Here is a 23,206-nt window from a genome sequence, read left to right on the forward strand (position 1 = left end):
TTGATTTCTGTCTCAATGGTACACTCTCTCCCCTATCATCACCTATCGCATTACGTGACAGGAAGCTTACAGTTTTGTAAGATTCATAAAAAAATGGAATCGCCTACTACGATTCCATTAGGAACACTTTACTTTTTGGGAAGATTACATGAACTGTAGTGCCTTGATTCTGTTTTGATTCGAGCTTGATTCCAAGATTCAATTTATCCGCAAGGCGCTTACATAAATAGAGTCCCATTCCGGTAGATTTACTATAGTTACGACCGTTCTCACCAGTAAATCCTTTATCGAACACACGACTCACATCTTTCTCGCTAATTCCGATCCCATTATCCTCAAGGCTTAAAACAACACTGTTCTCTTGGATTGTCGTGTACACCTTCAGGTAAGGTTGGTCTTCCTTAGAATACTTAATAGCGTTGATGACAATTTGGTTCAAAATGAACTCCACCCACTTCATATCACTATAAACAACGTCATTCATATCTCCAACCTCTAATTTAATCCGATTATAGATAAAAGCTTTAGCGTTTCGCTTAGCTACCTTATGGACAGCTTCTTTGATTGGAAACTCGCGAATCATATAATCTTCACTCACATAACGACTTCTGGCAAAATATAAAACCTGCTCCACAAACCGCTCTGTCTTATCCAACTCTTCTAAAACTCCTTCATCAAACTTCCCGTTATGGATCATTAACTTGGCTGAAGCGATTGGAGTCTTAATCTCATGCACCCACATTTCAATATAGTCCTGGTATTCTTCTTCCTCTCGCTTATAAAAGTTCACATGTTCATGCATCTGCTTATAAGCATCTTCAATTACATCTTGAACAATTCTCCCTTCTAAGAACCCTGGACTCTCCGTTAACTCTGGCAGTAAATATTTCTTATCTAAGGCCGCTTGAGCCTCCACCAGCTCGCTGTAATATCTTTTTTTCTTTAGAAATTCTAGTAAATAAGAAAGGAGTAATGGAATAAACCAGGCAAGGCCTACAACAAAGATCATCCACGCACTCACCTGAACTTTCGCCAAGAAGATCATAAACAGGGTGTGTAATAGAGCATTTGTTGAGAGAAACACAACTTTCTCGCGTAAGAAGGCATGTATACTCATATTAAAATGTACCCAAGCCCTCTTCTTGTTTCAATCGGTTTGCCAAGCCCGATCTCTTCAATCTTCTTTCGCAAACGGGTCATGTTAACAGAGAGCGTATTATCATCTACAAAGAGATCAGATGACCACAAGTACTCCATCAACTGCTCTCTCGAAACAATGACACCTTGATTCTCCATTAAATAGTGTAAGATTTTAAGCTCATTCTTCGTCAACATATGCTCATCGCCTTGATATCGGATGGTCCCCTTGGCCACCTCAAGCTCCATTCCTTCATATTCTAAGGTGCTTAATGACTGATGGACATACGCTCTCTTAAGGACAGCTTCAATACGCGCCATGAGAATCTGCAGATTATATGGCTTCGTTACGAAATCATCCGCCCCAAGGTTCATACTCATCAGCTCATCCATTTCATGGTCACGACTTGTCACCACTATGATCGGTACGTTTGACTCTCTACGAATCTCCCTGCAAAGTGTATAACCATCAACATAAGGTAAATTAATGTCCAGCAAAATCAGGTCTGGTTTCGATTGTTGTATGTATGGAATCACCTGTTGGAACTCCGTAACAGCGTCAACTATGTACCCTAAACTTTGCAAATACCCCTGCAACTCTTCTCTAATCCGAACTTCGTCTTCAATAATTAAGATGTCATGTTGTTTCATCAGCAACCACTCACATATTCATAAGATTTCTTCTATGTAAAATATATAGAAAAATAAGGATTTACACAAACTCAATTTAAAAAGGCTTCCTGTAGTAAGAAAGCCTTTTTAATGAATCTATTAAAATGATTTGGGTTACGGCGCAACAGCTTCTTGCCTTCACGTAAGAGAATTATATGGTAAGCCCTAAAATAAAAACATCCCAGCAATACTAGCAGATAGCAAGTTTGCAAGCGTTGCAGCAATTACCGCACGTAAGCCTAAGTTCGCTACGTCTTTACGACGATCAGGGGCCATGCCACCTAAGGCTCCAATCTGCACGCCGATACCGGAGAGACTACCGAATCCTGTAAGCGCGAAGGTTGTGACAATCTCAGCTTTTTCACTGAGCTCCCCTTTGACTTCTCCGAGGCTTGAGAAGGCAACAAATTCGTTTGTTACGATCTTTTGGCCAATGAAACTAGCAGAACGAACGGCTTCGTCCCATGGGACACCGATGACAAACGCGAGTGGCGCAAGCAAGTAGCCGAGTAGCTTTTCAAGCGTAATCGCTACATCAAATAAGTTTCCAACCCAGCCAATGATGCCATTTAGTAGAGCTAATAAAGCAATAAATGATAGCAAGATCGCACCAATGTTCACAGCTAACTTAAGCCCTGTCACAGCACCACCTGCAATCGCGTCAAAGACGTTCGTCGTGTCACTTTCTTCAGGAGCAACGTCCTCAATCACTTCATGATGCGGCTCTACTTCTGGCACAAATAGCTTCGCGAGCACTAGCGCTGCTGGAGCAGCCATGAAGGATGCAGCTAGAAGATACTCTACTTCAATGCCTAAAAGCGTATACCCAACTAGTGTTGAACCGGCAATAGAGGTGAAACCTCCTGTCATGACGGCGAAAAGCTCAGATTTTGTAATACGGGAGATGAATGGACGAATGAGAAGTGGCGCCTCTGTTTGCCCAACGAAAATATTCCCCGCCGCGTTGATGCTCTCGACTTTTGTCGTACCTAACACTTTCGATAACAGACCACCAATTAACATAATGACCTTTTGCATAATGCCTAAATGATACAATACGGCAATGAGTGAACTGAAGAAGATGATCGTAGGCAGTACTTGGAACGCAAACATCATCCCCATGTTTTCATGATTAATGAGCGGACCGTACAAGAATTCAATTCCTTCTGTTGTATAGCCAATTAAGTTATTGACACTTTGGGACATATACTGTAATATATTTTGTCCCCAAGTTGTTACAAATACAAGAAAGGCGAATGTAATTTGAATCGCTAGCCCGCCAGCTACGGTTCTCCAATTAATCGCCTTTCGGTTTGTTGAAAATAAAATTGCAATTAAGAAGATGGTAAGCATACCACCTAATCCCCAAAGTATGTTGCTCATGATGTTCTTCCCTCTCTCTAAATCTACTGTTCTTTTAGAAATCCATTTTTGAATCACATTTAAACAAAATACCACCATCCGAATTAGATTTCAAACCCTTTTCGACCGGCGCAATCGCTTACAATTCCTCGAGACGCTTCCCGACGCGCACGAATTTTTTATGAACCGGCCACTATTTAAACGAACAGGGAAACGAGTTAATTGAATTTATTATAGAAGAAATGAAAGGGTGTGAATGGCTGTGAGCAAAAAAAGAACAAGTACTTTTCTAGGTGCTGGGGTTGCAATAGGTGTTGCTCTTGGAGCCGTATTTGATAATGTAGCTCTTGGTATTGCTTTAGGGGTTTCTATTGGAGTAGGTATGGATTGGTTTAAAAATAAGAAGAAAAAAGACTAATTACACAAAAAAACGTTCAGATGATCTGAACGTTTTTTGCTGTAACGCGATTATCTTTGGTACGACTATCTATACTTCCAGCGTCCCTATTTTTGCGATTGATTCACCTTGTTTGCTACTTCCGCTTCATATTTTTTAATCAGTTCATTATTTGATAGAACACCGTACTTCTTTTCTAGTTTTGGTTTTAATTTCATCCATAAAACATTCTTCTCATAAAGATCTCTGTCATAGTTGTGATTAAGTTCTTTCAACGAAAATCCCAGGGCCTCTGCATAGGCTAAGTGCTGCGGAACATCACTCTTATCTGGCCCTTCTGTAATAAACTGATCTATTTCTTCATCGCTCACCTTAACACCATAGTCATTTTCTGCAATTGACTTCCACACTCGATCTTCTTCCATGGCTTGATTGGATACTTCTACTACTTCTTCTTTCGTTAAATCTGTTTCATAGTAAAGTTTTTCTTGAGCTAATGTTCTTATGATCCATTTATTTAACTGGTCATCTTGGTCATCAAATTGACTTGATTCAGAGATCGCTTCATCAAAAACCCTTCTATAATCTTCAAAAGTATACGTATTCAAGATTTCTGTTTGCTCTTCTTCACTTATCATCTTGATTTCAACTTGCGAATCCGAGGGGGACTGGCACCCTGTTAATAAAGCCATACCCATTAAACCTATAACAACCAGCTTTCTACGTGTAAGCATGATTCACTCCCTCTCCTTTATATATCCCCCATCATTTTAACAGATTATTACAATTCACCGATCAAGAGTCTTCTAAATGAACAAAAAAGAGACACTAGACTCCATATAGGGAGAGTGTCTCTTAGATTCATATTATTTTTTTCTTCTAAAGTAGCTTGTATAGACCCTTATCCTCAAACCGTCTTCCGACAACGGTAATCTTGATCAAAATAAGCATTAACAACATCCATTTCAGAATAAGGAACGCGCTCATCACCTATAATTTGATAGCCACCAAATCCGATCCCCGTTAACAGTACAAGGTCGCCTGGCTCAGCTAAATCAAATGCGTAGTGGATGGCATCTTCACGGTGTAATTGGGAGTGAATGTATGGTGAGTTAGGCGCCTTAAACCCTCTTAACACATCGTTAACGACTTCCTGACGATTGGCATGTCCAGGCTGGTCCACGCTTACGACAATCTCATCACCAATGCCCTCGGCAACTTCGGCCATTAATGGGCGTTTCTTCGGATCTCTGAGTCCGACTCCTGTAATCATAACAATCAATCTTCGATGCGGCACTTGCTTAACCGTGTTTAAAACAGTCGCCAACGCATCAGGAGTGTGAGCATAGTCTAATACAATTTGGAACGGTGCTTCATTATCAACAAGCTGATAGCGACCTTCAGGACATGTAATGCCCCAAACAACCGATAATATATCATGAAGCGAATGACCCATCTGGTAACAAGTTGCAATCGCAGCAAGCAAATTAGATATATTATATTCACCAAATACCGGTGCATCCACACGGTAATGAAGATCATCAAAGATCAGTGTGAAGGATGTCCCTTCTATAGTCGTTCGGATATTATCAGCACGGAAATCGGCTGATTCATGCGTTCCGTACGTCATTAGAGAGCCGTCAAACCGTTTGATAATGTCAGGCGACATGACAGGGTCATCCAAATTGACAACCGCTCTTTTCGCTTGATCAAACAACTTCAACTTAGCTTCTTTATAGGCTTCCATTGTGCCATGGAACTCTAAATGTTCAGGTGTTAAATTCGTATGAACCGCTACATTGAAATCAATTCCAGCCAAACGCTTCTGTTCAATGGCAATGGAGGTCGATTCAATGACAGCCGCTTTCAAATCACGTTGTTTGAAATAATCTAAGACACGATGAATATCGGGGGCTTCAGGTGTCGTAGGGACCGTTTGTTTAAAATCAGTCTTTCGTTCTTCATCCCAAATCCCAGCAGTCCCAAGACACCCTGTACGGCAGGATAAATCATTGAGGAGAGAATGAATAAAAGTAGACACAGTGGTCTTCCCATTTGTTCCGGTTACCCCAATTGTATATAACGATTCTGATGGAGATCCGAATAGTAGAGAGGAAACGTGGGCCAACGCTAGTCGACTGTCTTCCACAAGGATAAAGCTAACACCAGGAAACTCTTTAGAATATGTATGAAGTGAGTCAGATTCTGTACCAATAATCGTGGTGGCCCCGTTTTTTATGGCTTGTTCTATATAAAGGTGACCGTTGTGGTGTTCACCGGTAATACACACAAATGCATCATCTTCACTAATTTCACGCGAATCATAGGTAACAGAGGAAATAACCTGGGATTTCGGGCCCCAAACGCTTCCATTAACTAGGTCCTTCATCAGGTATTCATTACTGTTCATGTCATCATCCTTTTACAAATTTTTACTTTATCGTGCTAAAGTGTTGATTCTTCTTTCCCATTCCCCCGTAAAATTAGAGGTAAACATTTCTAAGCATACTCATTTGTAAAAGAAGTTTACTTTAATATATTAAGTGGAAAATACCGGGCTGTTTTAAAATCAAAAAAAAATCCGCCTCCCTATTAGGAGACGGATCCTTTCCTTTTTATAAAACCCGTTGCCTATGTAGTTTTTAGGAATAATGAGGCTCTTCCCTAGCTGCAAAAGTCCAAATCGCAAGAGCAATAAACCCAAGCAAAATATAGAGATCAGCTATATTAAAAATCCCTGATCGTCCCTCAATATGAATAAAGTCGATGACATGACCAAGGAATAATCGGTCTATAAAGTTCCCAAGACCACCACTTATCACCAATATAAAGGCCAGGTTCCGGAGTTTTTTCTTTGAATCATGAGGAATACTCCACCAAAGGAAGATCCAACTTAAAATGATGGTTTGGAGCGGAATGATAACCCAAGAAACAGAACTGAGCCGTCCTCCCGTAATTCCTTCGTTATAGAGCAAGTTCCATTCTAACCATCCAGGAATCACCTGAATCACTTCATCCAGATCCATCTGGGCATCCATCCACCGCTTGATCACCAAATCAAACAAGACAAGAATAACCACAACAAACAATCGCTTCACGACTTCTAATCTCCCTCTCTTACACTTCACCGTACGAAAGCGTGCCAGACACGCGTCAATGCTTTACATAAGTGAAGGGTGTCTGGCACGCGTCTATACTTTACATCATTAAAGCGGTGGAATTCAAGGGGGTACATTTTCTTTTAGGTTGTTTCTTGAATATAGGGGACGGCTTGATCCGTCAGGGCGAACCCTTTTTGCAACTTTCTTAGAAAGCCTTGTTTCTCTAATGATTTCAGTGCCTTCATCGCATCCTTCTCCTGCCAATCCTCCATAGCACCAAACTGGATGGCCTTGTCCAACTGTTCAGAACGGATTTTATTTGTTGCCTTACCAATCAAGACTTGAGTGATGGTATGCGCCGGATAGACGCCACTTGTGTCATGAACGAATTGAAGCACTTGTTCTACCTCGCCCCAGTAGAACGATTGTTTGTTCACTTTGGTGAATTCTTCTTCTCGTGTCATTGTATTTCCCTCAAGGTAGGATACTAACTCCATTTTAAGGTCATCTAGTTCGCTTGAAACGTCTTGATGGAGAAGGCCCTCCCACTCGTCAACTCGCTTCAGCATGGAAACATGAGGAAGTTCAACATCAGATAGCCACACAAGTGGTGACGCGTGCTTGACTTTAGGCAGCTTCATTGCCTCCATTCCTCGAAACAAGTCAATCCATGGGCTTGATGGTTGATTTCCTTTATGTTTAGGTAATGCTTGAATTTTTTTGAGTAGAAGTAGGATCTCGTTCCATTCCATCTCATACCGAGAAGACTTTTGTTGAATTCCCTCAAGGCGTTTTATTTTATCCAGGACGACGTCGTTCTTCTCTGCGATTTCATTAAACTGACGCTCAATGGTATGAATGCGTTTCTTTGCTTTTTCAATGTCAAATTCCTCTTCTAAACGTAATGTTTCTTCTTTCAAAAAGACGCTAAAATCACAAATTTCGCAGTATAACTCAAGCTCTTCTTGATCCGAATAGACATACATTTCCTTATCGTGTTCACAAGCACACCCTTCTGACCAAAGCCAATCAGAAGGAATCGACCGAAATGGCCTCATCACAATCTCGACCCGGTGACGCCAAAAGGAGATATCTTCAGGATACTTCAGCTGCGATAACAGATTCGATCGGTTCATCCTCTCTACAGCCTGAAGCTCCTCCCTCTTAGAATGGGCAAATAGAACAAGAGGATGCTGTTCAAAGCGCTCCTCTAAATCACGAATCCACTCTGCATGGGATGTCTCATGTATATAAGCACAATACGTGTATTGTTGAATTAAGGACTCCACCAGCTTCTCTAGCTGTTCATTCGACATCATCGAAATCTTGGTCTCAAATACGTATTCTTTATGAATGGGAATGCCATGTTCCCTACTGAATGTCCTAAACAGAAACAGCTCTGGCTTCACTAAACCACCATGATCGAGTTCCCCTTCTTTGTCTAACAATACAGGCAATAAACTTCGCCCATCTAATTGTAAAAACCGCTGCAATGAATCGATCTCTTTAATGGAGAGCCTTCCTACTAGCCTTTCTATGATTGTGTGTATACGGGATAAGGATTCTTTTCGAACTTTGTTCGGAATCGAGCGCACTGCCTTATTCTTTTTTCCACCTGGATAAAACACCAGATAAGGAAAATCGCTGTGTGTATAAGCAAGGTCTCGTAAAGCCATCGTGTCATCACCCAACTCGTCAGTTTAGTTTATCGCCTTTACAAGACGATGATTACAGTACACTTTACAATAAACGAATGATCCACAAAAGTTTCAACCCTCTATTCGCTATTATAGATCCATAGGAGACAACGTTCGCCCTGTCTCCAAATACGTCTTCAAATTACTCAAAATCGCAGGCCACCCATTATTCAATCCATAAAACGTGTCTTCCTCGTCGCTTAGATCTGTGCTTAAAAGGTTTTCATGAAGAAGCGTTAGTTTTACCGCTTCACCGAATTCTTTCACTTTAAAGGTCACAACGAGCGGCTTCTCTCTTTCTTGATCATCAACATGTTTCCATGTAAAGGCAAGCTTCTCATAAGGAACAACTGTTAAGATATCCCCATCCACATCAAGCTCGCCATTTCCTCTGAAATACTGTATGGATGAGCCTTCCCTCCAGTCAGACTGTACTTCGCAGCCAAAGAAATAGTGCTTTGTATGTTCCGCTCTCGTTAACGCTTCCCACACTTTTTCCTTAGTGGCTAAAATATATGTAGTATAGATAAAAGAATCGTCTTTCATAGGAATCCTCCTTATGTGTATTGGCTGATCTAAGTAAACATGTACCTTAAAATCCTAATTCAATAAAAGGCTTCTTTTTTCCTCTTTTGCTCCATGAAAACACCTTTATCTGAGTAATTATGTTATGATATAACGTACATTTGGAAATATAAGGGAGGTTGAACAGAAGGTGCAACTCATTATTCCGATGATCTTTGTGCTCGCATTGGTCTCCATTTCATCCATATTTTTTAGAAACAGCTCTAAAACAGACCAAGGCTTTGAAGTCATCTACTTTAAGCTATCTTACAGGAGAAAGATGATCAGAACGCTTATAACCCTTCCTTTTGCTATCGTTGTTATGGCTCTTCTTTACGTTTATTCAGATATCAGCACCTCATCGAGCATTCTTGCTGGATCCCTTATTTTAATTGTCTTTTTCATTCAACTCCTATACAACTTCTTTATGTGGAAAGAAAAAGAAATCAAACAAAGCTAATACAACCAAGTCATTGTTGTATTAGCTTCAGAAGAACTAAGGCTATTCTCGTTTTGCATTCTTCCGTTTAGTAGAAGAATCAATCTTCCCAATCCCCAACTCTTTTCCTTCTTGATACACCGTCTTTACAAAACTAAACGACATTAACAACATAATAATCGAAAAAGGTAACGCTGCTATAATCATGGTGTTTTGTAAAGCTTGAAGCCCGCCTGTGTATAAAAGCGCAAGAGCCGTCACAGATAGCAGGACACCCCAAGTTAATTTGACGAACTGACTCGGGTCCCCTTTCCCACCTGTGGTCATGAGCCCTAAGACAAAAGTTCCAGAATCCGCTGAAGTGATAAAGAATGTACTAATTAAAAGAATCGCCACAATCGAGGCCACCATACTCAATGGATAATTCTCAAACACTCCAAACAACGACTTCTCTGTTGCAAGCTCTGATATAACAGCAATTCCGTTATGTTCAAGGGAGATTGCCGTCCCACCGAATGTTGCAAACCACAAGAATCCTATTAAAGAAGGTAGCAGCAGGACAAAGAAAACAAATTCGCGAATACTACGTCCTCTAGACACACGAGCTATAAAGATTCCCACAAACGGAGACCAAGCAATCCACCAGGCCCAGTAGAAGATGGTCCACGAATTAATCCAGCCTCTGATTTCTTCATCAAGTGGTGCAATACGGAAGCTCATTTGAGGTAGATTCTGAATATAAGCACCTAATGAATTTGTAAATAAATTTAATTGAAAAAGCGTAGGACCCAGTATAAACATCATCAGGAAAAGTACGGCTGCCAGAATCATGTTGGCATTACTTAAATATTTAATTCCCTTACCAAGACCCGACCATGCTGAAATCATAAACAATACCGTTACAATCGCAATAATGATCAGTTGCACCCAGAAGTTACTCGGGATATCAAAAAGGTAAGACAGCCCTCCATTAATTTGCACAGCACCGAATCCAAGCGTAGTGGCAACACCAATTACTGTCGCGATAACAGAGAAGATGTCGATCAAACGCCCTGTATTTCCATTTGCTTTTTCACCAATAATCGGTTGTAACGTCGCGCTAATTAAGCCAGGTGTTCCCCTTCTGAAACTAAAATAAGCTAACACTAATGCGACAATTCCATATATGGCCCAAGCATGGATGCCCCAGTGGAAGTATGTAAACCTCATGGCATCTTTAATCGCCTGATCTGTACCCACTTCCCCGGTCGGTGAATTGACTGCATAGTGACTGATCGGCTCAGCCGTTCCCCAGAAGACAAGCCCAATTCCCATACCTGCACTAAAGAGCATCGCAACCCAGGTAGGCCTTGTGAATTCAGGTTTCTCATCTTGCTTTCCAAGTCGGATTTTCCCAAGTGGTGTAATTAAGAACACTAAAGCGACGATTGTGAATAAGGTCACGACAATTAAATAATACCACCCTAAACGATTGGCTATAAACGATTTCACATTTGACGTGACCATTTCTAACCAGTCAGGAGCCAAGACCCCAACAAGGGATAACAGGATCATAACTGCAGCTGATATTTTAAATACAGGATTCAATTTTTGAAGCATCTTGCGAACGACTCCTTTCAAAAGCACAGAAATTCCTTTATTTAGATAAGGATTATTCTCTTCTATCAGAGTCGTTATTATTCAGCTTAATAACTGAAAGAGATTGAATGAAAAAGGAAAGAATGAAACGTTTTCTTTCATCATGCGTAGAAAGAATAAAAGGAAAAAACATACACAGTTTGAAAGGATTATAAAGAGGAGGATTATATGTCGATTTGGTTATATGCAGCAGTATACTACATACTCCCAATTGCTTTGCTTATCAGGTTGTGGAAAGGTGATTTGAAGAGCCGTCTACTCGGGGCGCTTGAAGTTGGGCTTACAACCAGCTTTTTTGGGTATCTCTTCGTTGTCATCCCGTGGCACGTGTATTCACATTACATCCGGTTCCTGTGGGTGCTATTGTTCCTGCCTGTCTTATTTATAGCGATCAAGAGATTAAAGCCACTGCCCTTAAAGAGGCCATCAGGAGAACGAAGTGGAATGTTCTCGAACTTGCTTAGTTTAGCAGTGATGATCTTCTTCACTTTTATGGCAGTGAGCGGACTTGTGGGCTACTCTCCTTCGACTGGAAAGGCTATTGGATTGGAATTCCCGCTAAAAGACGGGGTTTACGCGACAGGGCAAGGCGGTGCAACTACGATCATCAATTACCATAATGAACACGAACCCCAGCAGTATGCGATTGATATTCTCGAACTGAATGGCGCAGGGCTCCGAGCAAATGGACTAACCCCATCTGAATTGAAAGCTTATGAAATATACAACGCTTCCCTCTACAGTCCTTGTAATGGTGAGGTCATCGGGGCCGTCGATCAATATGAAGACATCCCCCCGCTTGAAAGCCCTGAAAACGTAGAGGAAGCAAAAGGAAACCACGTTACCCTTCGTTGTCAGAACACAGACGTCATTCTCGCACATATGAAGCCTGGATCCGTGCAAGTGACAAAAGGCCAGACCGTTAAAGCGGGTGACCTGCTTGGACTTGTTGGGAATACCGGAAACACAACAGAACCTCACCTGCACATTCACGCAGAACGAGATGGCGTCGGGATACCGATTACGTTCGATGGACGTTTCTTAAAGCGGAATAGTTTAGTGTTTCAATGATCGATACCTGAACAAGGATCATTCTTCACATTTAAGAATCCCTGCTTAACAAAGAGCAGGGATTCTTTTCATTGTAGCCAAGAGGAGAAAATTCAATATAAATGTATGCGATTTTATTTGATATGGAAAATAAATGATTTATTTTCCTTTTTATGTGATATAGTCCATATATAGAGAATTATTTATAAAAGGGGAATGCTACATGACGATTCGTACAGAAAAAGAACAAACGATGTTCCCGCATACAAGCAACCGCATTGTGACTGAAGATCGTGTTATACCTATTCTTTCGAGGTATGAGGAACCGCTTGTTGTTGTACTTGATAACGTGGCAAGTGAGGAAGAATGTGAGGGGCTAATCGCTCTTAGCCATGATCGCTTGAATCGCTCCAAAATCGGACAATCCAGAGATACAAATGATATGAGAACAAGCAGCGGCATGTTCTTTGAAGAAAACGAAAATTCGCTCGTCGAACGTATTGAAAAACGACTCTCTACTATTATGAATATTCCTACCCAACACGCAGAAGGCCTTCAAATCTTACACTATCAACCTGGACAAGAATATAAAGCACATCACGATTTCTTCAAACAATCCGATAACAATCGAATCTCAACGCTAGTCCTCTATTTGAATGATGTCGAAGAAGGCGGAGAAACCTTCTTCCCTGAGCTCGGCTTATCGGTTACGCCTAAGAAAGGAATGGCTGTTTATTTTGAGTATTTTTATCAAGATAACGAGTTAAACAACCAGACACTTCACAGTGGGAGCCCTGTTGTGAAGGGTGAAAAATGGATTGCGACGCAGTGGATGAGGCGGAAGCCCATTCGTTAAAAGAGGTATTACCAAACCGAAATATAGCGGCCATGAGACACCTCTGTCTCATGGCCGCTTATTTATTATTAGAAACTTGTTCGAATCTCCTTCATCTTGTCTACAACTAGTGCAGATCCACAGGGACAGGTACCTTGTCCCTAAAGTACGGAAACAGATCAATTGTTTCATAAATAATAGTCAACAAAATTATCTCCACCCACTATCCTGAAGATACAGCGGGACAAGGTACCTGTCCCCCATATCCCAAGCTACATCCGACCCTTCACTAACTGAAACAATCGCTTCGTTTGAGGAAGCACTTCAAATTGGGATGCGATCCAGTCATACTCTTCATCGATTAACCGTACGAGTTTCTTTCCAGCTACTTGGTGACAAGATGGAGTTATATGCTCGTAAATCTCTAGCATTTCATCCTTTTGCTTCTGCGGTAAATCATTATGTAACGCCTTTATGCCAAGCATCGAACGTTCCTTCGCATATCGATAAAGAAGCAGATTCCCCAAATATCTCATACTATGACGCAACATCTCTGTCGCCCAAATATCATTCCCTCGATCTTTCGCCTTCGTATACTGAAACAAAAACCAAATAACATCATTTGCATTGTCTCTTCCTTCTTCAATTGGTAACGTTAAGTTTTGAGTAGGGATATATTTCTCCATTACTCCGTCTCGATCATAAAGAACTGTGAAATAATCCTTTTCCTGTATCTTCTTGTTCGTTACGGTAAACAAATCAATATGAATACCATCTTCATAGACACCGAGGATCTGAGGAGCGATGATAAAAATATCTTCATAGAATAATAGGTCCTTATAAGCTAGTAAATGATCAACTCTTCTCGTTAAAAATGACGCCTCTTCTTCTTCATCAACGAGGGCATATAAATCAATATCTGAGTGCTCATCATGCTCATTTCTTCCCATAGATCCTTTTAAGAACAAACTTTGTACGCATGATTCTTCCCTAAGACTCTCGACAATCTTCTTTACAGCTACTTCCTGACGCATTCTATCCCCCTATTCTTAAACAGATAAATATTACGTCAGATTACTATAATATAGAAATAAAATCAAATGTTTTACAATTTATTCTAATAAAGAAGTAGCTCTAACGTTCAAATTGCTCATAAACTTTTTATTTTCTACCTTATCTTTCTTTAGAGTTGAACTCTTCTTTTAATATGGAGTACATTTTCAAATCTTGATATTTTCCCTTTACCAACATACTTTTTCGAAGGATCCCTTCAAAAGACATCCCCGCTTTTTCCATAACTCGTTCGGAACCTCTATTCTCTTTTAAGCATCTAGCTTGAATACGAACTAAATCCATACAGGTGAAACCAAACATAATCACTTCTTTTACAGCTTCTGTTGAGATACCTTTCCCCCAATAATCTTTGGAAAGGGCATAGCCGATCTCAGCTACATTATGGTTTACTTCCCAATAGACAAAATCAATCGTCCCAATAAATTTGCCGCTTTCTTTATATTCGATCCCCCACGGTGAAAGGTCTTTATTCTCGTATTGAGTAAGTGCATATTCAATAAATTCCTTTGTATCAGATATGGACTTATGCGCTTCCCATGTAACATATTTTGTTACTTCTTCATTAGAAACATAATGATACATATCGTCTACATCTTCTAACGTAATCTTTCTTAATAGCAGACGCTTTGTTTCTAATTTGGGTAAATTACCGTATATGTCTTCAATTTCCACAAAACCACCCCCTACCACTATCTTATTCAGCATTCTATGATTACACACCTCCATATTTCCAACCCCTCCTTACTCAACGGGACAATGTACCTGTCCCTAAGTCCCGAATTTTATTACAAATTTAAACAAATTATGAGACTTTTCGACAAAAGAAGCGTAAAATGGAATATGAAAGATAGAGAGGAGAGAAGTTATGAAACTAGAAAACAAAGTAGCTATTGTCACAGGTGGCGTAACAGGGATCGGAGAAGCAACGGTAAGAGACTTTTGCGAGCAAGGGGCAAAAGTGGTTATTGCCGATGTGAATGAAAACGGGGAAGCATTCGCACAGGAGTTACGAGATCAAGGATTTGAAACGTTTTTTGTTAAGACTGATGTTACGAGTGAAGAAGACATTAAGAATGTGGTCAATCAGGCGGTCCATACATACGGTTCTCTTGATGTGCTTTTTGCCAATGCAGGAATTGGCGATGTGACTCCTGCTCATGAGTTAACTTATGAGGCGTGGAAGAAACTCATCGACGTGAACTTAAATGGTGTTTTCCTTTCGAACAAATACGCAATCGAGCAAATGCTCACTCAAGAATCAGGTGGTTCAATAATTAACAACGCCTCTGCCCTTGGTCATGTAGGTCAACCGAACATGACTTCTTATCCAGCAGCAAAAGGTGGGGTCGTGAACATGACACGTACGCTTGCCATTACATACGCTAAGAAAAACATTCGCGTCAATTCTGTTTGTCCTGGATATGTAGACACAGCGATTATGAAGGACGCAGATGAAGCAGCACGCGAACGTCTGACAAGCCTCCATCCAATCGGGCGCCTTGGAAAACCATCTGAAATCGCTAAGACAGTGACCTTCCTGGCGAGTGATGATGCATCCTTTGTTGTAGGTTCAAGCATTTTGGTCGATGGTGGGTATACAGCTCATTAATTCCATAAACAAAACGGACATGAAGCACCTTATGCTTCATGTCCGTTTTTATAGATAGTGTTTCCGTGGCTTTAGCCCGAGTGAAAGGAGGGCCTTGAAACTACTCGCTTTCCTCAGCAATCCGGAAAAGGCTGAACAAAAAAGACATGAGAATTTATTCCTCATGCCCCACAGATTAAGATAACATTCCAAAAATCCACAGCATATCATGTTAGACAGTAATATGTTCAAGATTACTTAGCTTGTTTATAATAACCTCTTCTTGATTTTCCCCTAAAGCGATCGTTTCGTCCGAAAAAGGAGCGAGGGACTCAAGCTCGCCAATTTGAATGGCGTGTGCAGCGTGTTCAAACATGGTGATATCATTCGCGTCATTCCCGAATGCGATATATTCCCCTTCCTTCACACCGATCTGCTGCAGTGCCGACCATTTATGAATGCCCTTAGGATTAATATCGATCAGATCTTCCTTATGATGACGATGAATCACTACATCAAGGCTCTCGACTTTTTCTGTTAACTCATCCATGTGAGAAGCCGTTAAGATCAGGACTTTCACGATACTAGGTAAATCTCCAACAGGCACACGTGATGCCAGCTGATTGGGATCGAGATTGTTTAAAATAGGATGATCAGCCGGGCCGGTGTAAGCATAGTCCCATTCACTGTCGATTAGATAAGTAGCTTGATAAGTTTCGATCAGCTCTTGTAACGCATTCAAGCTTTCAGGCTGAAATGATGTTTCAGAAACGAGCTCCCCTTCCCTATAGACCATGGATCCATTCCCACCAATTAACGTCCCATTATGGAATTGTTCATCCAGAACCGGAAGCATATCACGAACAGGCCGTGCTGAGGCGAAGATCACGTCAAAACCCTTATGTTGTACCTCTGCGATCGCTGATGCAATCTTCTCTGAAAGAGGTTCCCCTTTAAAAATAATCGTGCCATCTAAATCAAATACTAGTTTCATAGTCAGCTCCTTTATGGAACCTTCTTCCCACATCTATTAGTTTACAAACACTAATGAGCCCCTTCAAATATAAGGTGTTCGTAGTGAAACCCTAAAAGGAAACGTTAAAAGGACCATAGGGACAGCTAGGCTTTCCCTTTGCCTCATTTTTGTATTCTCTTAATAGCTTCATTTCCTAATTCACCTTCTCTACTTCAAAATCTAATCGATCTAAATCCCAGACATCTTCTTCATAATTTTTGATCACTTTCACCTGTACCTCATGGCCCTCCTCATAATCTGTAGGGTTGGAAACTCGAATGGTTTGTGAGTTTGGCCTACTTTCAAAATCATAAGACTCCGCAGAAGACCCTGATCCAGACTCGCTAACCGTGGACCATGCTTCGATTTCGATTTCCATATCTCCACTTTCTTCGTTAATTTCCGTTATGTTCCCTTGAATAAATGTCCCTTCTTCACCCTTCGGCCGATAATGGCGACAATGAAAAATAGTTTAGCTTTCGGCATTTAATCATCTCCTTTGCAGTTATACAACAATCCAACTCCGCTCGCACAAGGCGCGATTAAACTGAGCTGTCCGAGTCATTTCCATGGTTCATATGATGGATCGCACTGTGGGCATAAATATCTTCTGAAAAACTACCATTTTTAATTCCATCCTCTTCATCTCCATTGATGCTATTCTTTTTAGCTATGAAATCAATAACCGCTCCAAACGCGAGAAGACTTAAGATCCCAATTAACCAGACCATATTTTCCTCCTAGTTATAGACTAGAGTTCCTCCACAACATCTTACCATTTATAACCAAACCACACCAAGTAGCTTTCCTATATCCTTCCTTACAGAAACAGAAGAAGAACCACCCTTTCCACTCACTTTATACACAAAAAAAGACAAGCCCTATAAGGACTTGCTATGGGACATGGGGATAGGTGCCTGTCTCCACCCGATTTGTTCTTAAAGAATAGTTAATATAAATAGAACCAACGCTACAAAGATCAATTGAATCATAGCATCCCTATATTTTTTCTTAGAGAAGTAATAGAATGATTCAATCATAGCGCCAAAGCCCAAGAAAACTAGAAGAAATAGAACAAAAGCGTCCTTATCATCCCAATAAAATGATCCGATACCAATAAAAACAATAAGAAGGATCCCTTTTTGGATCCACCACGACTTCTTCATTCACTCTTCACATCCTCCAAATTGCTTTTATCAGCAAACCCACCCATTTTCCATTATATTACCAAATAATAAAGGAATTCCATACATTTGGCACGGAAATAGGGACAGGTACCTTGTCCCAGATATACGGAGGTGGATCAGTACTTCGTTGTTAATTCATAAAATGAAAAAGGAACTATAGGAAAGACATAGTGGGACAAGGTACCTGTCCCCCCCTTCCACACAAAAAAGACAAGCCCTATAAGGACTTGTCTCTTCGTCTTACTTCTTTCGAATACCAATCGTTCTCCCAGCCTGCTTCGGTCGCTCATGCTGTTCATCCGTTTCTAACATGACGGCTAACTTATCTGCTACTTCACCTGGGAAAGCTGCACCTCGTCCTTCTTTACGATCAATGCCCATAAGCATTTCCTCTAACGTAGCAACCGTTTCACCTTGTTCATTAAACATCGTTAAGAACAAGTGTATGCGCTTCGCGTCTACATCAAGGATCTGACCCTTAATTGTAAAGGTGTCTCCTTCATGCATCTCTTGCATGTAGCAAATATGCGTCTCAAGAGTATAGACAGTATAGTCATACACTTCACGGGTGCGCTCATCAAGACCAATGTGGTCAATAAAAGCGTCTGTCGCTTGACTGAATGCTTTATTGTACTCGGCATCATTCATATGACCGTTATAGTCGACCCATTCATGAAGAACGGTTCCTTGATAAGAAAAGGATTGTTCCATTTTAACCTCTCCTTTACACATGCGTTTTCGTTGTTTCTTGTGGCCAGTATTCCTGCACAAGGTCGTACAACTTAATTAAGAATTCGTTGCGGTTCTGGTCAAGCTCTGCCATCGTCATGCCGCTTGATTGTTCTTCACATCCAGAAACAACTTTCTCATATAGTTCATCTGTTAGTTCTGGTGCTTCAAGCTTCGTCCATGGCTTCTTAAGCGCCGGGCCGAACTGCTTCAGCATGTGGCGCATGCCGCCTTCGCCTCCAGCTAAGTGGAACGTTAAGAACGGACCATACTGCGCGTAACGAAGACCTGCTCCGTGTGTGAACGCTTTGTCCACTTCTTCTGTTGTGGCAATGCCTTCATTCACAATATGAAGAGACTCGCGCCAGATCGCTTCTAGTAAACGGTCTGCGATGTGGCCTTCAATTTCATGGCGAACAATGAGTACGCTCATGTTAATGCCTTCATAGAATTCTTTCGCTTTTGCAACGAATTCCTTCGTCGTCTTCTTCCCTGGCACAACTTCAACAAGTGGCAGGATATAAACCGGATGGAACGGGTGAGCAACAACGACACGCTCCGGGTGCTCTAAGTTCGCCTGTAATTCTGATGGCATAATACCAGAGGTACTCGATCCGATTAAGGCATCAGATTTCGCATGTTTATCGATATTTTGTAGAACCGTTTGCTTCAATTCCTCAATTTCAGGTACGTTTTCCTGAATGAAGTCGGCTTCTTTCACTGCCTCGGCAAGATCTGCTTCAAACGTTAGACGTTCTTTCGAAGCTCCTTCCGCTAAGCCTAGTGCTTCAACGTGAGGCCAGGCATGGTCAACCGCACGACGCATGCGCTCTTCAGCACCTTCAGCTGGGTCTGTTGCGACAACGTCATACCCTTGAGCGAGCATGCGTGCGATCCATCCATTTCCGATAACTCCTGTTCCGACTACTGCAATTTTTGTCATGATTACTTCCCTCCATGTGGATTTCGTAGATTAAGATATTGGCGTGCTTCTTGTGGTGTCATTGGCTCTAAATCTAGTCCACCTAGCATGTTTACAGCCTTCTCAACAAGCTGTTCGTTCGTTGCTGGTACACCTTTTGATAGATAAATGTTGTCCTCTAGTCCAACGCGGATGTTTCCACCTAACATCGCTGTTTGAGAAGCGATTGGCATTTGCATACGTCCAATACCAAATGCCGACCAGTGCGCATTGTCCGGAATGCGATTCTTCATATAAAGCATTGTTTCCGCATCCGCTGCAGCTCCCCAAGGAATGCCTAAGCAGAACTGATACATCGGATGGCCGTCGATTAGTCCTTCTTTCACCAACTGATTGGCAAAACGGATATGGCCTGTATCAAAACATTCAAGCTCTGGCTTCACACCACTATCTTGAATCATCTTCGCCTGATCCCGCAGCCAATCGGTCGGGCTCATGTAGATCATGTTGCCAAAGTTCGTGCTGCCGCAGTCTAATGTACACATTTCAGGAAGCAATTCGCCTACTGGTTCATGACGCTCCGCTGGCGTTTGAATATCCGTGCCGTCTCCACCAGCAGCTGGCGTTTGTAGGCTCGGGATAAAATCTCCCCCGCCCCCTGACGTAATATTAATGATGACATCTGTTTCAGACTCACGAATGCGGTCAACAATTTCACGGTAGTGGTCTACATCGTGGCTGATGCCTCCAGTTTGCGGATCGCGAGCGTGAACGTGGGCAACCGTCGCCCCGGCCTTTGCTGACTCAATCGCTGACTCTGCGATTTCCTTTGGCGTTATAGGAACATTAGGGTTTTTCTTTATCGTGTCTCCCGCACCTGTTACAGCGGAAGTTAATAGTACTTTATTGTTCATTCAAAAGTTCCTCCTCTTGAATTCGTTTTTTGTTTTGTTGTGATCAACTAGTCAAAACTATACCATCTGGACTGTTTAGTTTCAAACCGTTTTTCAATAAAAACAATCCTCTAACACCTCAAAAACGTCTTCAATTCGGCATTTAAAGTAAGATTAAAAATTTTATTTTATACAAAACAAACTGTACAATCAGTCTAATGCATATAAATTTTACGAAAATCAGTTGAAATCCCACTTGAGTATGTCTTTTTCTCGTATAATCTCTTAAATACTTTCATTTTCTACCCAATCTCCTTTTTGAAAGGTAAACCGTCTGGATAGTACAGTTTTCAGTGGCAAACAAACGAATACGTAATAGAAGACATTTGAGGAGGAATTTTTGTGACGAATAGATTAATGGATTGGAAAACCTTTTGGGGTGCTTTATCTTTACTGATTTTCGTATCGGTACCTCTAATGGTCTTTCCGGAGCAAGGGAAGAAACTTGTGTTAGCGGCTAATGATGTTGTAACACAAAACTTAACTTAGGATTCTTATTCTTAACGGTAGGATTATTGATGCTTATGTTCTTACTCTTTGTAGGGGTGAGTCGATATGGAGATATCAAACTTGGAGATGTGGATACGAAGCCTGAGTTTAAAACAAGCTCCTGGGCAGCGATGCTCTTCACAAGTGGAATTGGTACAGGAATTCTGTACTGGGGCGTAATTGAGTGGGCCTACTATTATCAAGGACCTCCATTTGGTCTTGAGCCTGGCTCAAAAGAAGCCATTCAGTGGGCGTCTACGTATGGATTCTTCCACTGGGGACCGATTGCTTGGGCGATGTTCGCGATACCAGCCCTGCCGATTGGCTATATGTTCTTTGTTCGTAAAACCAATGTATTCAAAATCAGTGAAGCCTGTCGCCCTGTACTAGGGAAACACACGGACGGATTTCTCGGACGACTCGTTGACATCCTATTTATGTTCGGTCTACTAGGCGGAGGCGGTACAGGTCTTGCCCTCTCTGCACCGATTATTTCAGAAGGATTGAACCACCTCGTTGGACTTCCAAACAATATCATGACGAAATCAATTATCTTATTTGGTTGTACGTTGATCTTTGGACTAAGCGCTTATTCCGGACTACAAAAAGGGATTCGCGTACTAAGTGATATTAATTTATGGTTAGCATTCGCACTATTAATCTTTATCTTTAGCGTTGGACCGACAACGTTTATGACAGAATCAACGGTTACATCCCTTGGGCGCATGATGGACAATTTCTTCAGTATGAGTACATGGGCAGAACCGTTTAATGACTTAGGATTATTCGAACGCTCCGGATTCCCTGAAGGCTGGACGGTCTTCTACTGGGCATGGTGGATTGTATACGCTCCGTTCGTCGGCTTATTCATCGCCCGCATTTCAAAAGGACGCACCATTCGCCAGGTTGTATTCGGCACAGTCCTATTCGGTAGCCTTGGAACCGTTCTGTTCTTCGGCATTCTAGGAAACTATTCCATGTATCTTGAGTTAAGCGGGCAGTATCCGGTTATCGAAACGTTAAACAACCAGGGAGCACCGGCTGCGATTATCGGAACGCTCACACAGTTGCCGTTATCTACATTTGCGATCATTGTCTTTGTTGTGCTCGCAATTATCTTCTTATCAACAACGTACGACTCCGGTTCTTACGTCATCGCATCAGTTGTACAGAAGCACGTTGAAGGCGAACCGCTTCGCTGGAACCGTCTATTCTGGGCCCTTGCCCTTTCCGTTCTGCCAATGATCTTCATGTATTTAGGCGGCCTGAAGACGCTCCAGACAATTAGCATTATCGGCGGATTCCCACTGCTTGTCATCCTGCCGATCCTAGGATGGTCGTTTATTAAGATGGCTAATGAAGATAAAGAAAAGAGACTTAAGAAGAAGAAAGACGAAGCTGCATAAAAAGGAGACTACACCATGACAACACGCTATGAAAAAGGATTAGAAGCACTAAACTCATACACTGATCAGGAAAAAGGAACAAGCCACTTTGATTTGATGAAAGACTTAGACTCCATTGCCCCTGATATCGGTAAATATATTGTAGAATTCGCCTACGGTGACATCTACAACCGTGGCCACCTGGACCAGAAGCAACGGGCACTAACGGTACTTTCAAGCCTGATTACTCAAGGTGAAGGAAGCTTGCCGCAACTTGAACTGCACATTAACACGGCGTTAAACGCGGGACTATCAGAAGAAGAGATTGTCGAAGCGATGATTCAGCTCATCCCTTACCTTGGCTTTCCTTCTGTTATTAATGCGGTTAAGCAAGCGAAGCGTGTATTTGCTGAGCGTTCGGAAGAGAAAGTGTTTGCTTAGAACATGGAAAGAGAATGTTCCCTTTTACTTGAATAGAGTGTAAGGTGGGCCTGAAAACCACTCGCTTTCCTGTGGGGAGTTGGTGAGCCTCCTCGGCCAGCAGAGCTGGCCGAGGGGGTCTCACCTAGATTAAAAGTGTAGGCGTGGTGCCTAGGACCGTACGGATAAGACAGCTTTTTGGAAAAGGCGATTAGCCTTTGGAAAAAAGATGACTTATCTCGCTAGGTCCTCCACGCCGGAACTAGATAGACTCCTTATCCCGCGGGAGTCTCGCAGTCCCCAAGCCTACCCTAACCTAGATAGATGAACGGCACCACAGGTTAAATGACGCAGAATCCCTCCAATCTACTATATATGATGATGTTTTGTTTAACCTAAGATAACCTTAAGGGAGAAGACAAAAAAATCGAGTAGGAGGAGGTGACTAACCTCCGTCCTCTCACACCACCGAGCGTACGGGTCCGTACTCGGCGGTTTCCTTAAGTTTGACGTAAAAGTTTATATCGATGAGATAAACTACGAAGCCCTAGA

26 protein-coding genes are annotated in these 23,206 nt (G+C 41.7%); 8 read left to right on the plus strand and 18 right to left on the minus strand.

Translation table 11 applies throughout. The features are described from left to right. Positions 1–106: 106 nt before the first annotated feature. The 3 genes from IEW76_RS09865 to IEW76_RS09875 all read right to left on the minus strand — a co-directional run bounded on the left by IEW76_RS09865 (position 107) and on the right by IEW76_RS09875 (position 3,192). Positions 107–1,117, minus strand: a complete 1,011-nt coding sequence (locus tag IEW76_RS09865; protein WP_188653329.1) for a sensor histidine kinase — start codon at positions 1,115–1,117, stop codon at positions 107–109. Continuing rightward, entirely contained in the window at positions 1,114–1,788 is a 675-nt protein-coding gene (locus IEW76_RS09870) for a response regulator transcription factor (protein WP_188653331.1), read from the minus strand. Before IEW76_RS09870 ends, IEW76_RS09865 begins: the two co-directional genes overlap by 4 nt. A gap of 186 nt (positions 1,789–1,974) precedes the next feature. Next, positions 1,975–3,192: a NupC/NupG family nucleoside CNT transporter gene (locus IEW76_RS09875; protein ID WP_188653333.1), complete on the minus strand. Its 1,218-nt coding sequence runs from the start codon at positions 3,190–3,192 to the stop codon at positions 1,975–1,977. 241 nt (positions 3,193–3,433) lie between these two features. Between IEW76_RS09875 and IEW76_RS09880 the strand changes: the two genes are divergently transcribed. Further along, complete coding sequence (locus IEW76_RS09880) at positions 3,434–3,589, plus strand: glycine zipper domain-containing protein (protein ID WP_188653397.1); 156 nt, start codon at positions 3,434–3,436, stop codon at positions 3,587–3,589. Positions 3,590–3,675: 86 nt separating this feature from the next. Here the strand turns inward: IEW76_RS09880 and IEW76_RS09885 are convergent, their stop codons facing one another. The 5 genes from IEW76_RS09885 to IEW76_RS09905 form a co-directional block, all read right to left on the minus strand. Then, entirely contained in the window at positions 3,676–4,302 is a 627-nt protein-coding gene (locus IEW76_RS09885) for a hypothetical protein (RefSeq protein ID WP_188653335.1), read from the minus strand. Between the two features lie 173 nt (positions 4,303–4,475). Continuing rightward, positions 4,476–5,978, minus strand: coding sequence for a UDP-N-acetylmuramoyl-L-alanyl-D-glutamate--2,6-diaminopimelate ligase (locus IEW76_RS09890; RefSeq protein WP_188653337.1), 1,503 nt, complete (start codon positions 5,976–5,978; stop codon positions 4,476–4,478). Positions 5,979–6,210: 232 nt separating this feature from the next. Beyond that, positions 6,211–6,666 (minus strand): signal peptidase II, encoded by a 456-nt coding sequence (gene lspA, locus IEW76_RS09895; protein ID WP_188653339.1) that lies wholly within the window; start codon positions 6,664–6,666, stop codon positions 6,211–6,213. A gap of 143 nt (positions 6,667–6,809) precedes the next feature. Further along, the gene (locus IEW76_RS09900) at positions 6,810–8,345 is read right to left on the minus strand and encodes an RQC-minor-2 family DNA-binding protein (protein ID WP_188653341.1); all 1,536 of its coding nucleotides are present in this window, start codon (positions 8,343–8,345) and stop codon (positions 6,810–6,812) included. A gap of 111 nt (positions 8,346–8,456) precedes the next feature. After that, the gene (locus IEW76_RS09905) at positions 8,457–8,912 is read right to left on the minus strand and encodes an SRPBCC family protein (RefSeq protein ID WP_188653343.1); all 456 of its coding nucleotides are present in this window, start codon (positions 8,910–8,912) and stop codon (positions 8,457–8,459) included. A 169-nt stretch (positions 8,913–9,081) separates the two neighbouring features. Here IEW76_RS09905 and IEW76_RS09910 point away from each other — a divergent pair, with 169 nt between their 5' ends. Further along, positions 9,082–9,390 (plus strand): hypothetical protein, encoded by a 309-nt coding sequence (locus tag IEW76_RS09910; protein ID WP_188653345.1) that lies wholly within the window; start codon positions 9,082–9,084, stop codon positions 9,388–9,390. 42 nt (positions 9,391–9,432) lie between these two features. Here IEW76_RS09910 and IEW76_RS09915 read toward each other — a convergent pair whose 3' ends face one another. Continuing rightward, positions 9,433–10,968, minus strand: coding sequence for a glycine betaine uptake BCCT transporter (locus IEW76_RS09915; RefSeq protein ID WP_188653347.1), 1,536 nt, complete (start codon positions 10,966–10,968; stop codon positions 9,433–9,435). A 207-nt stretch (positions 10,969–11,175) separates the two neighbouring features. Between IEW76_RS09915 and IEW76_RS09920 the strand changes: the two genes are divergently transcribed. Together IEW76_RS09920 and IEW76_RS09925 are read left to right on the plus strand one after the other, a co-directional pair. Then, positions 11,176–12,078 carry a M23 family metallopeptidase gene (locus tag IEW76_RS09920; RefSeq protein ID WP_188653349.1) on the plus strand — a complete coding sequence of 301 codons (903 nt, stop codon included), beginning with the start codon at positions 11,176–11,178 and terminating at the stop codon, positions 12,076–12,078. 202 nt (positions 12,079–12,280) lie between these two features. Beyond that, a complete protein-coding gene (locus IEW76_RS09925) occupies positions 12,281–12,913 on the plus strand; it encodes a 2OG-Fe(II) oxygenase (protein WP_188653351.1) in 633 nt (210 codons plus the stop codon). Between the two features lie 251 nt (positions 12,914–13,164). Here the strand turns inward: IEW76_RS09925 and IEW76_RS09930 are convergent, their stop codons facing one another. After that, the gene (locus tag IEW76_RS09930) at positions 13,165–13,926 is read right to left on the minus strand and encodes a nucleotidyltransferase domain-containing protein (RefSeq protein ID WP_188653352.1); all 762 of its coding nucleotides are present in this window, start codon (positions 13,924–13,926) and stop codon (positions 13,165–13,167) included. A gap of 139 nt (positions 13,927–14,065) precedes the next feature. Next, complete coding sequence (locus IEW76_RS09935; protein WP_229721191.1) at positions 14,066–14,638, minus strand: GNAT family N-acetyltransferase; 573 nt, start codon at positions 14,636–14,638, stop codon at positions 14,066–14,068. A 193-nt stretch (positions 14,639–14,831) separates the two neighbouring features. On the opposite strand from IEW76_RS09935, the gene IEW76_RS09940 reads away from it, so the two are divergent. After that, the gene (locus IEW76_RS09940; RefSeq protein ID WP_188653356.1) at positions 14,832–15,575 is read left to right on the plus strand and encodes an SDR family NAD(P)-dependent oxidoreductase; all 744 of its coding nucleotides are present in this window, start codon (positions 14,832–14,834) and stop codon (positions 15,573–15,575) included. A gap of 211 nt (positions 15,576–15,786) precedes the next feature. Here IEW76_RS09940 and IEW76_RS09945 read toward each other — a convergent pair whose 3' ends face one another. From IEW76_RS09945 to IEW76_RS09975, 7 genes are all read right to left on the minus strand, one after another. Then, positions 15,787–16,548 (minus strand): HAD-IIB family hydrolase, encoded by a 762-nt coding sequence (locus IEW76_RS09945; RefSeq protein WP_188653358.1) that lies wholly within the window; start codon positions 16,546–16,548, stop codon positions 15,787–15,789. Positions 16,549–16,723: 175 nt separating this feature from the next. Then, positions 16,724–16,948, minus strand: a complete 225-nt coding sequence (locus IEW76_RS09950) for a hypothetical protein (protein WP_188653360.1) — start codon at positions 16,946–16,948, stop codon at positions 16,724–16,726. Between the two features lie 163 nt (positions 16,949–17,111). Further along, positions 17,112–17,300, minus strand: coding sequence for a hypothetical protein (locus IEW76_RS09955; protein WP_188653362.1), 189 nt, complete (start codon positions 17,298–17,300; stop codon positions 17,112–17,114). A 207-nt stretch (positions 17,301–17,507) separates the two neighbouring features. After that, on the minus strand, positions 17,508–17,735 hold the full coding sequence (locus IEW76_RS09960) for a hypothetical protein (protein WP_188653364.1): 228 nt from the start codon (positions 17,733–17,735) through the stop codon (positions 17,508–17,510). 261 nt (positions 17,736–17,996) lie between these two features. Further along, positions 17,997–18,467 carry a thioesterase family protein gene (locus IEW76_RS09965; protein ID WP_188653366.1) on the minus strand — a complete coding sequence of 157 codons (471 nt, stop codon included), beginning with the start codon at positions 18,465–18,467 and terminating at the stop codon, positions 17,997–17,999. 13 nt (positions 18,468–18,480) lie between these two features. After that, positions 18,481–19,428: a 3-hydroxyacyl-CoA dehydrogenase NAD-binding domain-containing protein gene (locus IEW76_RS09970; RefSeq protein ID WP_188653368.1), complete on the minus strand. Its 948-nt coding sequence runs from the start codon at positions 19,426–19,428 to the stop codon at positions 18,481–18,483. 2 nt (positions 19,429–19,430) lie between these two features. After that, positions 19,431–20,321, minus strand: coding sequence for a beta-keto acid cleavage family enzyme (locus IEW76_RS09975; RefSeq protein WP_188653370.1), 891 nt, complete (start codon positions 20,319–20,321; stop codon positions 19,431–19,433). 381 nt (positions 20,322–20,702) lie between these two features. Between IEW76_RS09975 and IEW76_RS09980 the strand changes: the two genes are divergently transcribed. Genes IEW76_RS09980 through IEW76_RS09990 form a run of 3 tightly spaced genes read left to right on the plus strand, consistent with a single transcriptional unit; the run spans position 20,703 to position 22,675 of the window. Then, on the plus strand, positions 20,703–20,849 hold the full coding sequence (locus IEW76_RS09980) for a hypothetical protein (protein WP_188653372.1): 147 nt from the start codon (positions 20,703–20,705) through the stop codon (positions 20,847–20,849). Between the two features lie 29 nt (positions 20,850–20,878). Next, the gene (locus IEW76_RS09985) at positions 20,879–22,255 is read left to right on the plus strand and encodes a BCCT family transporter (RefSeq protein WP_188653374.1); all 1,377 of its coding nucleotides are present in this window, start codon (positions 20,879–20,881) and stop codon (positions 22,253–22,255) included. Positions 22,256–22,270: 15 nt separating this feature from the next. Further along, complete coding sequence (locus IEW76_RS09990) at positions 22,271–22,675, plus strand: carboxymuconolactone decarboxylase family protein (protein WP_188653377.1); 405 nt, start codon at positions 22,271–22,273, stop codon at positions 22,673–22,675. Positions 22,676–23,206: the final 531 nt, after the last annotated feature.

It is taken from the genome of Pontibacillus salipaludis (assembly GCF_014642405.1).
GTDB lineage: Bacteria > Bacillota > Bacilli > Bacillales > BH030062 > Pontibacillus > Pontibacillus salipaludis.

What these genes read in the sequence shown, in the direction of transcription:
- IEW76_RS09865 (WP_188653329.1), bottom strand. Translation starts at nt 1,117, where the DNA reads ATGAGTATACATGCCTTCTTACGCGAGAAAGTTGTGTTTCTCTCAACA.
- IEW76_RS09870 (WP_188653331.1), bottom strand. Translation starts at nt 1,788, where the DNA reads ATGAAACAACATGACATCTTAATTATTGAAGACGAAGTTCGGATTAGA.
- IEW76_RS09875 (WP_188653333.1), bottom strand. Translation starts at nt 3,192, where the DNA reads ATGAGCAACATACTTTGGGGATTAGGTGGTATGCTTACCATCTTCTTA.
- IEW76_RS09885 (WP_188653335.1), bottom strand. Translation starts at nt 4,302, where the DNA reads ATGCTTACACGTAGAAAGCTGGTTGTTATAGGTTTAATGGGTATGGCT.
- IEW76_RS09890 (WP_188653337.1), bottom strand. Translation starts at nt 5,978, where the DNA reads ATGAACAGTAATGAATACCTGATGAAGGACCTAGTTAATGGAAGCGTT.
- IEW76_RS09900 (WP_188653341.1), bottom strand. Translation starts at nt 8,345, where the DNA reads ATGGCTTTACGAGACCTTGCTTATACACACAGCGATTTTCCTTATCTG.
- IEW76_RS09905 (WP_188653343.1), bottom strand. Translation starts at nt 8,912, where the DNA reads ATGAAAGACGATTCTTTTATCTATACTACATATATTTTAGCCACTAAG.
- IEW76_RS09915 (WP_188653347.1), bottom strand. Translation starts at nt 10,968, where the DNA reads ATGCTTCAAAAATTGAATCCTGTATTTAAAATATCAGCTGCAGTTATG.
- IEW76_RS09920 (WP_188653349.1), top strand. Translation starts at nt 11,176, where the DNA reads ATGTCGATTTGGTTATATGCAGCAGTATACTACATACTCCCAATTGCT.
- IEW76_RS09925 (WP_188653351.1), top strand. Translation starts at nt 12,281, where the DNA reads ATGACGATTCGTACAGAAAAAGAACAAACGATGTTCCCGCATACAAGC.
- IEW76_RS09930 (WP_188653352.1), bottom strand. Translation starts at nt 13,926, where the DNA reads ATGCGTCAGGAAGTAGCTGTAAAGAAGATTGTCGAGAGTCTTAGGGAA.
- IEW76_RS09940 (WP_188653356.1), top strand. Translation starts at nt 14,832, where the DNA reads ATGAAACTAGAAAACAAAGTAGCTATTGTCACAGGTGGCGTAACAGGG.
- IEW76_RS09945 (WP_188653358.1), bottom strand. Translation starts at nt 16,548, where the DNA reads ATGAAACTAGTATTTGATTTAGATGGCACGATTATTTTTAAAGGGGAA.
- IEW76_RS09950 (WP_188653360.1), bottom strand. Translation starts at nt 16,948, where the DNA reads ATGGAAATCGAAATCGAAGCATGGTCCACGGTTAGCGAGTCTGGATCA.
- IEW76_RS09955 (WP_188653362.1), bottom strand. Translation starts at nt 17,300, where the DNA reads ATGGTCTGGTTAATTGGGATCTTAAGTCTTCTCGCGTTTGGAGCGGTT.
- IEW76_RS09960 (WP_188653364.1), bottom strand. Translation starts at nt 17,735, where the DNA reads ATGAAGAAGTCGTGGTGGATCCAAAAAGGGATCCTTCTTATTGTTTTT.
- IEW76_RS09965 (WP_188653366.1), bottom strand. Translation starts at nt 18,467, where the DNA reads ATGGAACAATCCTTTTCTTATCAAGGAACCGTTCTTCATGAATGGGTC.
- IEW76_RS09970 (WP_188653368.1), bottom strand. Translation starts at nt 19,428, where the DNA reads ATGACAAAAATTGCAGTAGTCGGAACAGGAGTTATCGGAAATGGATGG.
- IEW76_RS09975 (WP_188653370.1), bottom strand. Translation starts at nt 20,321, where the DNA reads ATGAACAATAAAGTACTATTAACTTCCGCTGTAACAGGTGCGGGAGAC.
- IEW76_RS09985 (WP_188653374.1), top strand. Translation starts at nt 20,879, where the DNA reads ATGCTTATGTTCTTACTCTTTGTAGGGGTGAGTCGATATGGAGATATC.
- IEW76_RS09990 (WP_188653377.1), top strand. Translation starts at nt 22,271, where the DNA reads ATGACAACACGCTATGAAAAAGGATTAGAAGCACTAAACTCATACACT.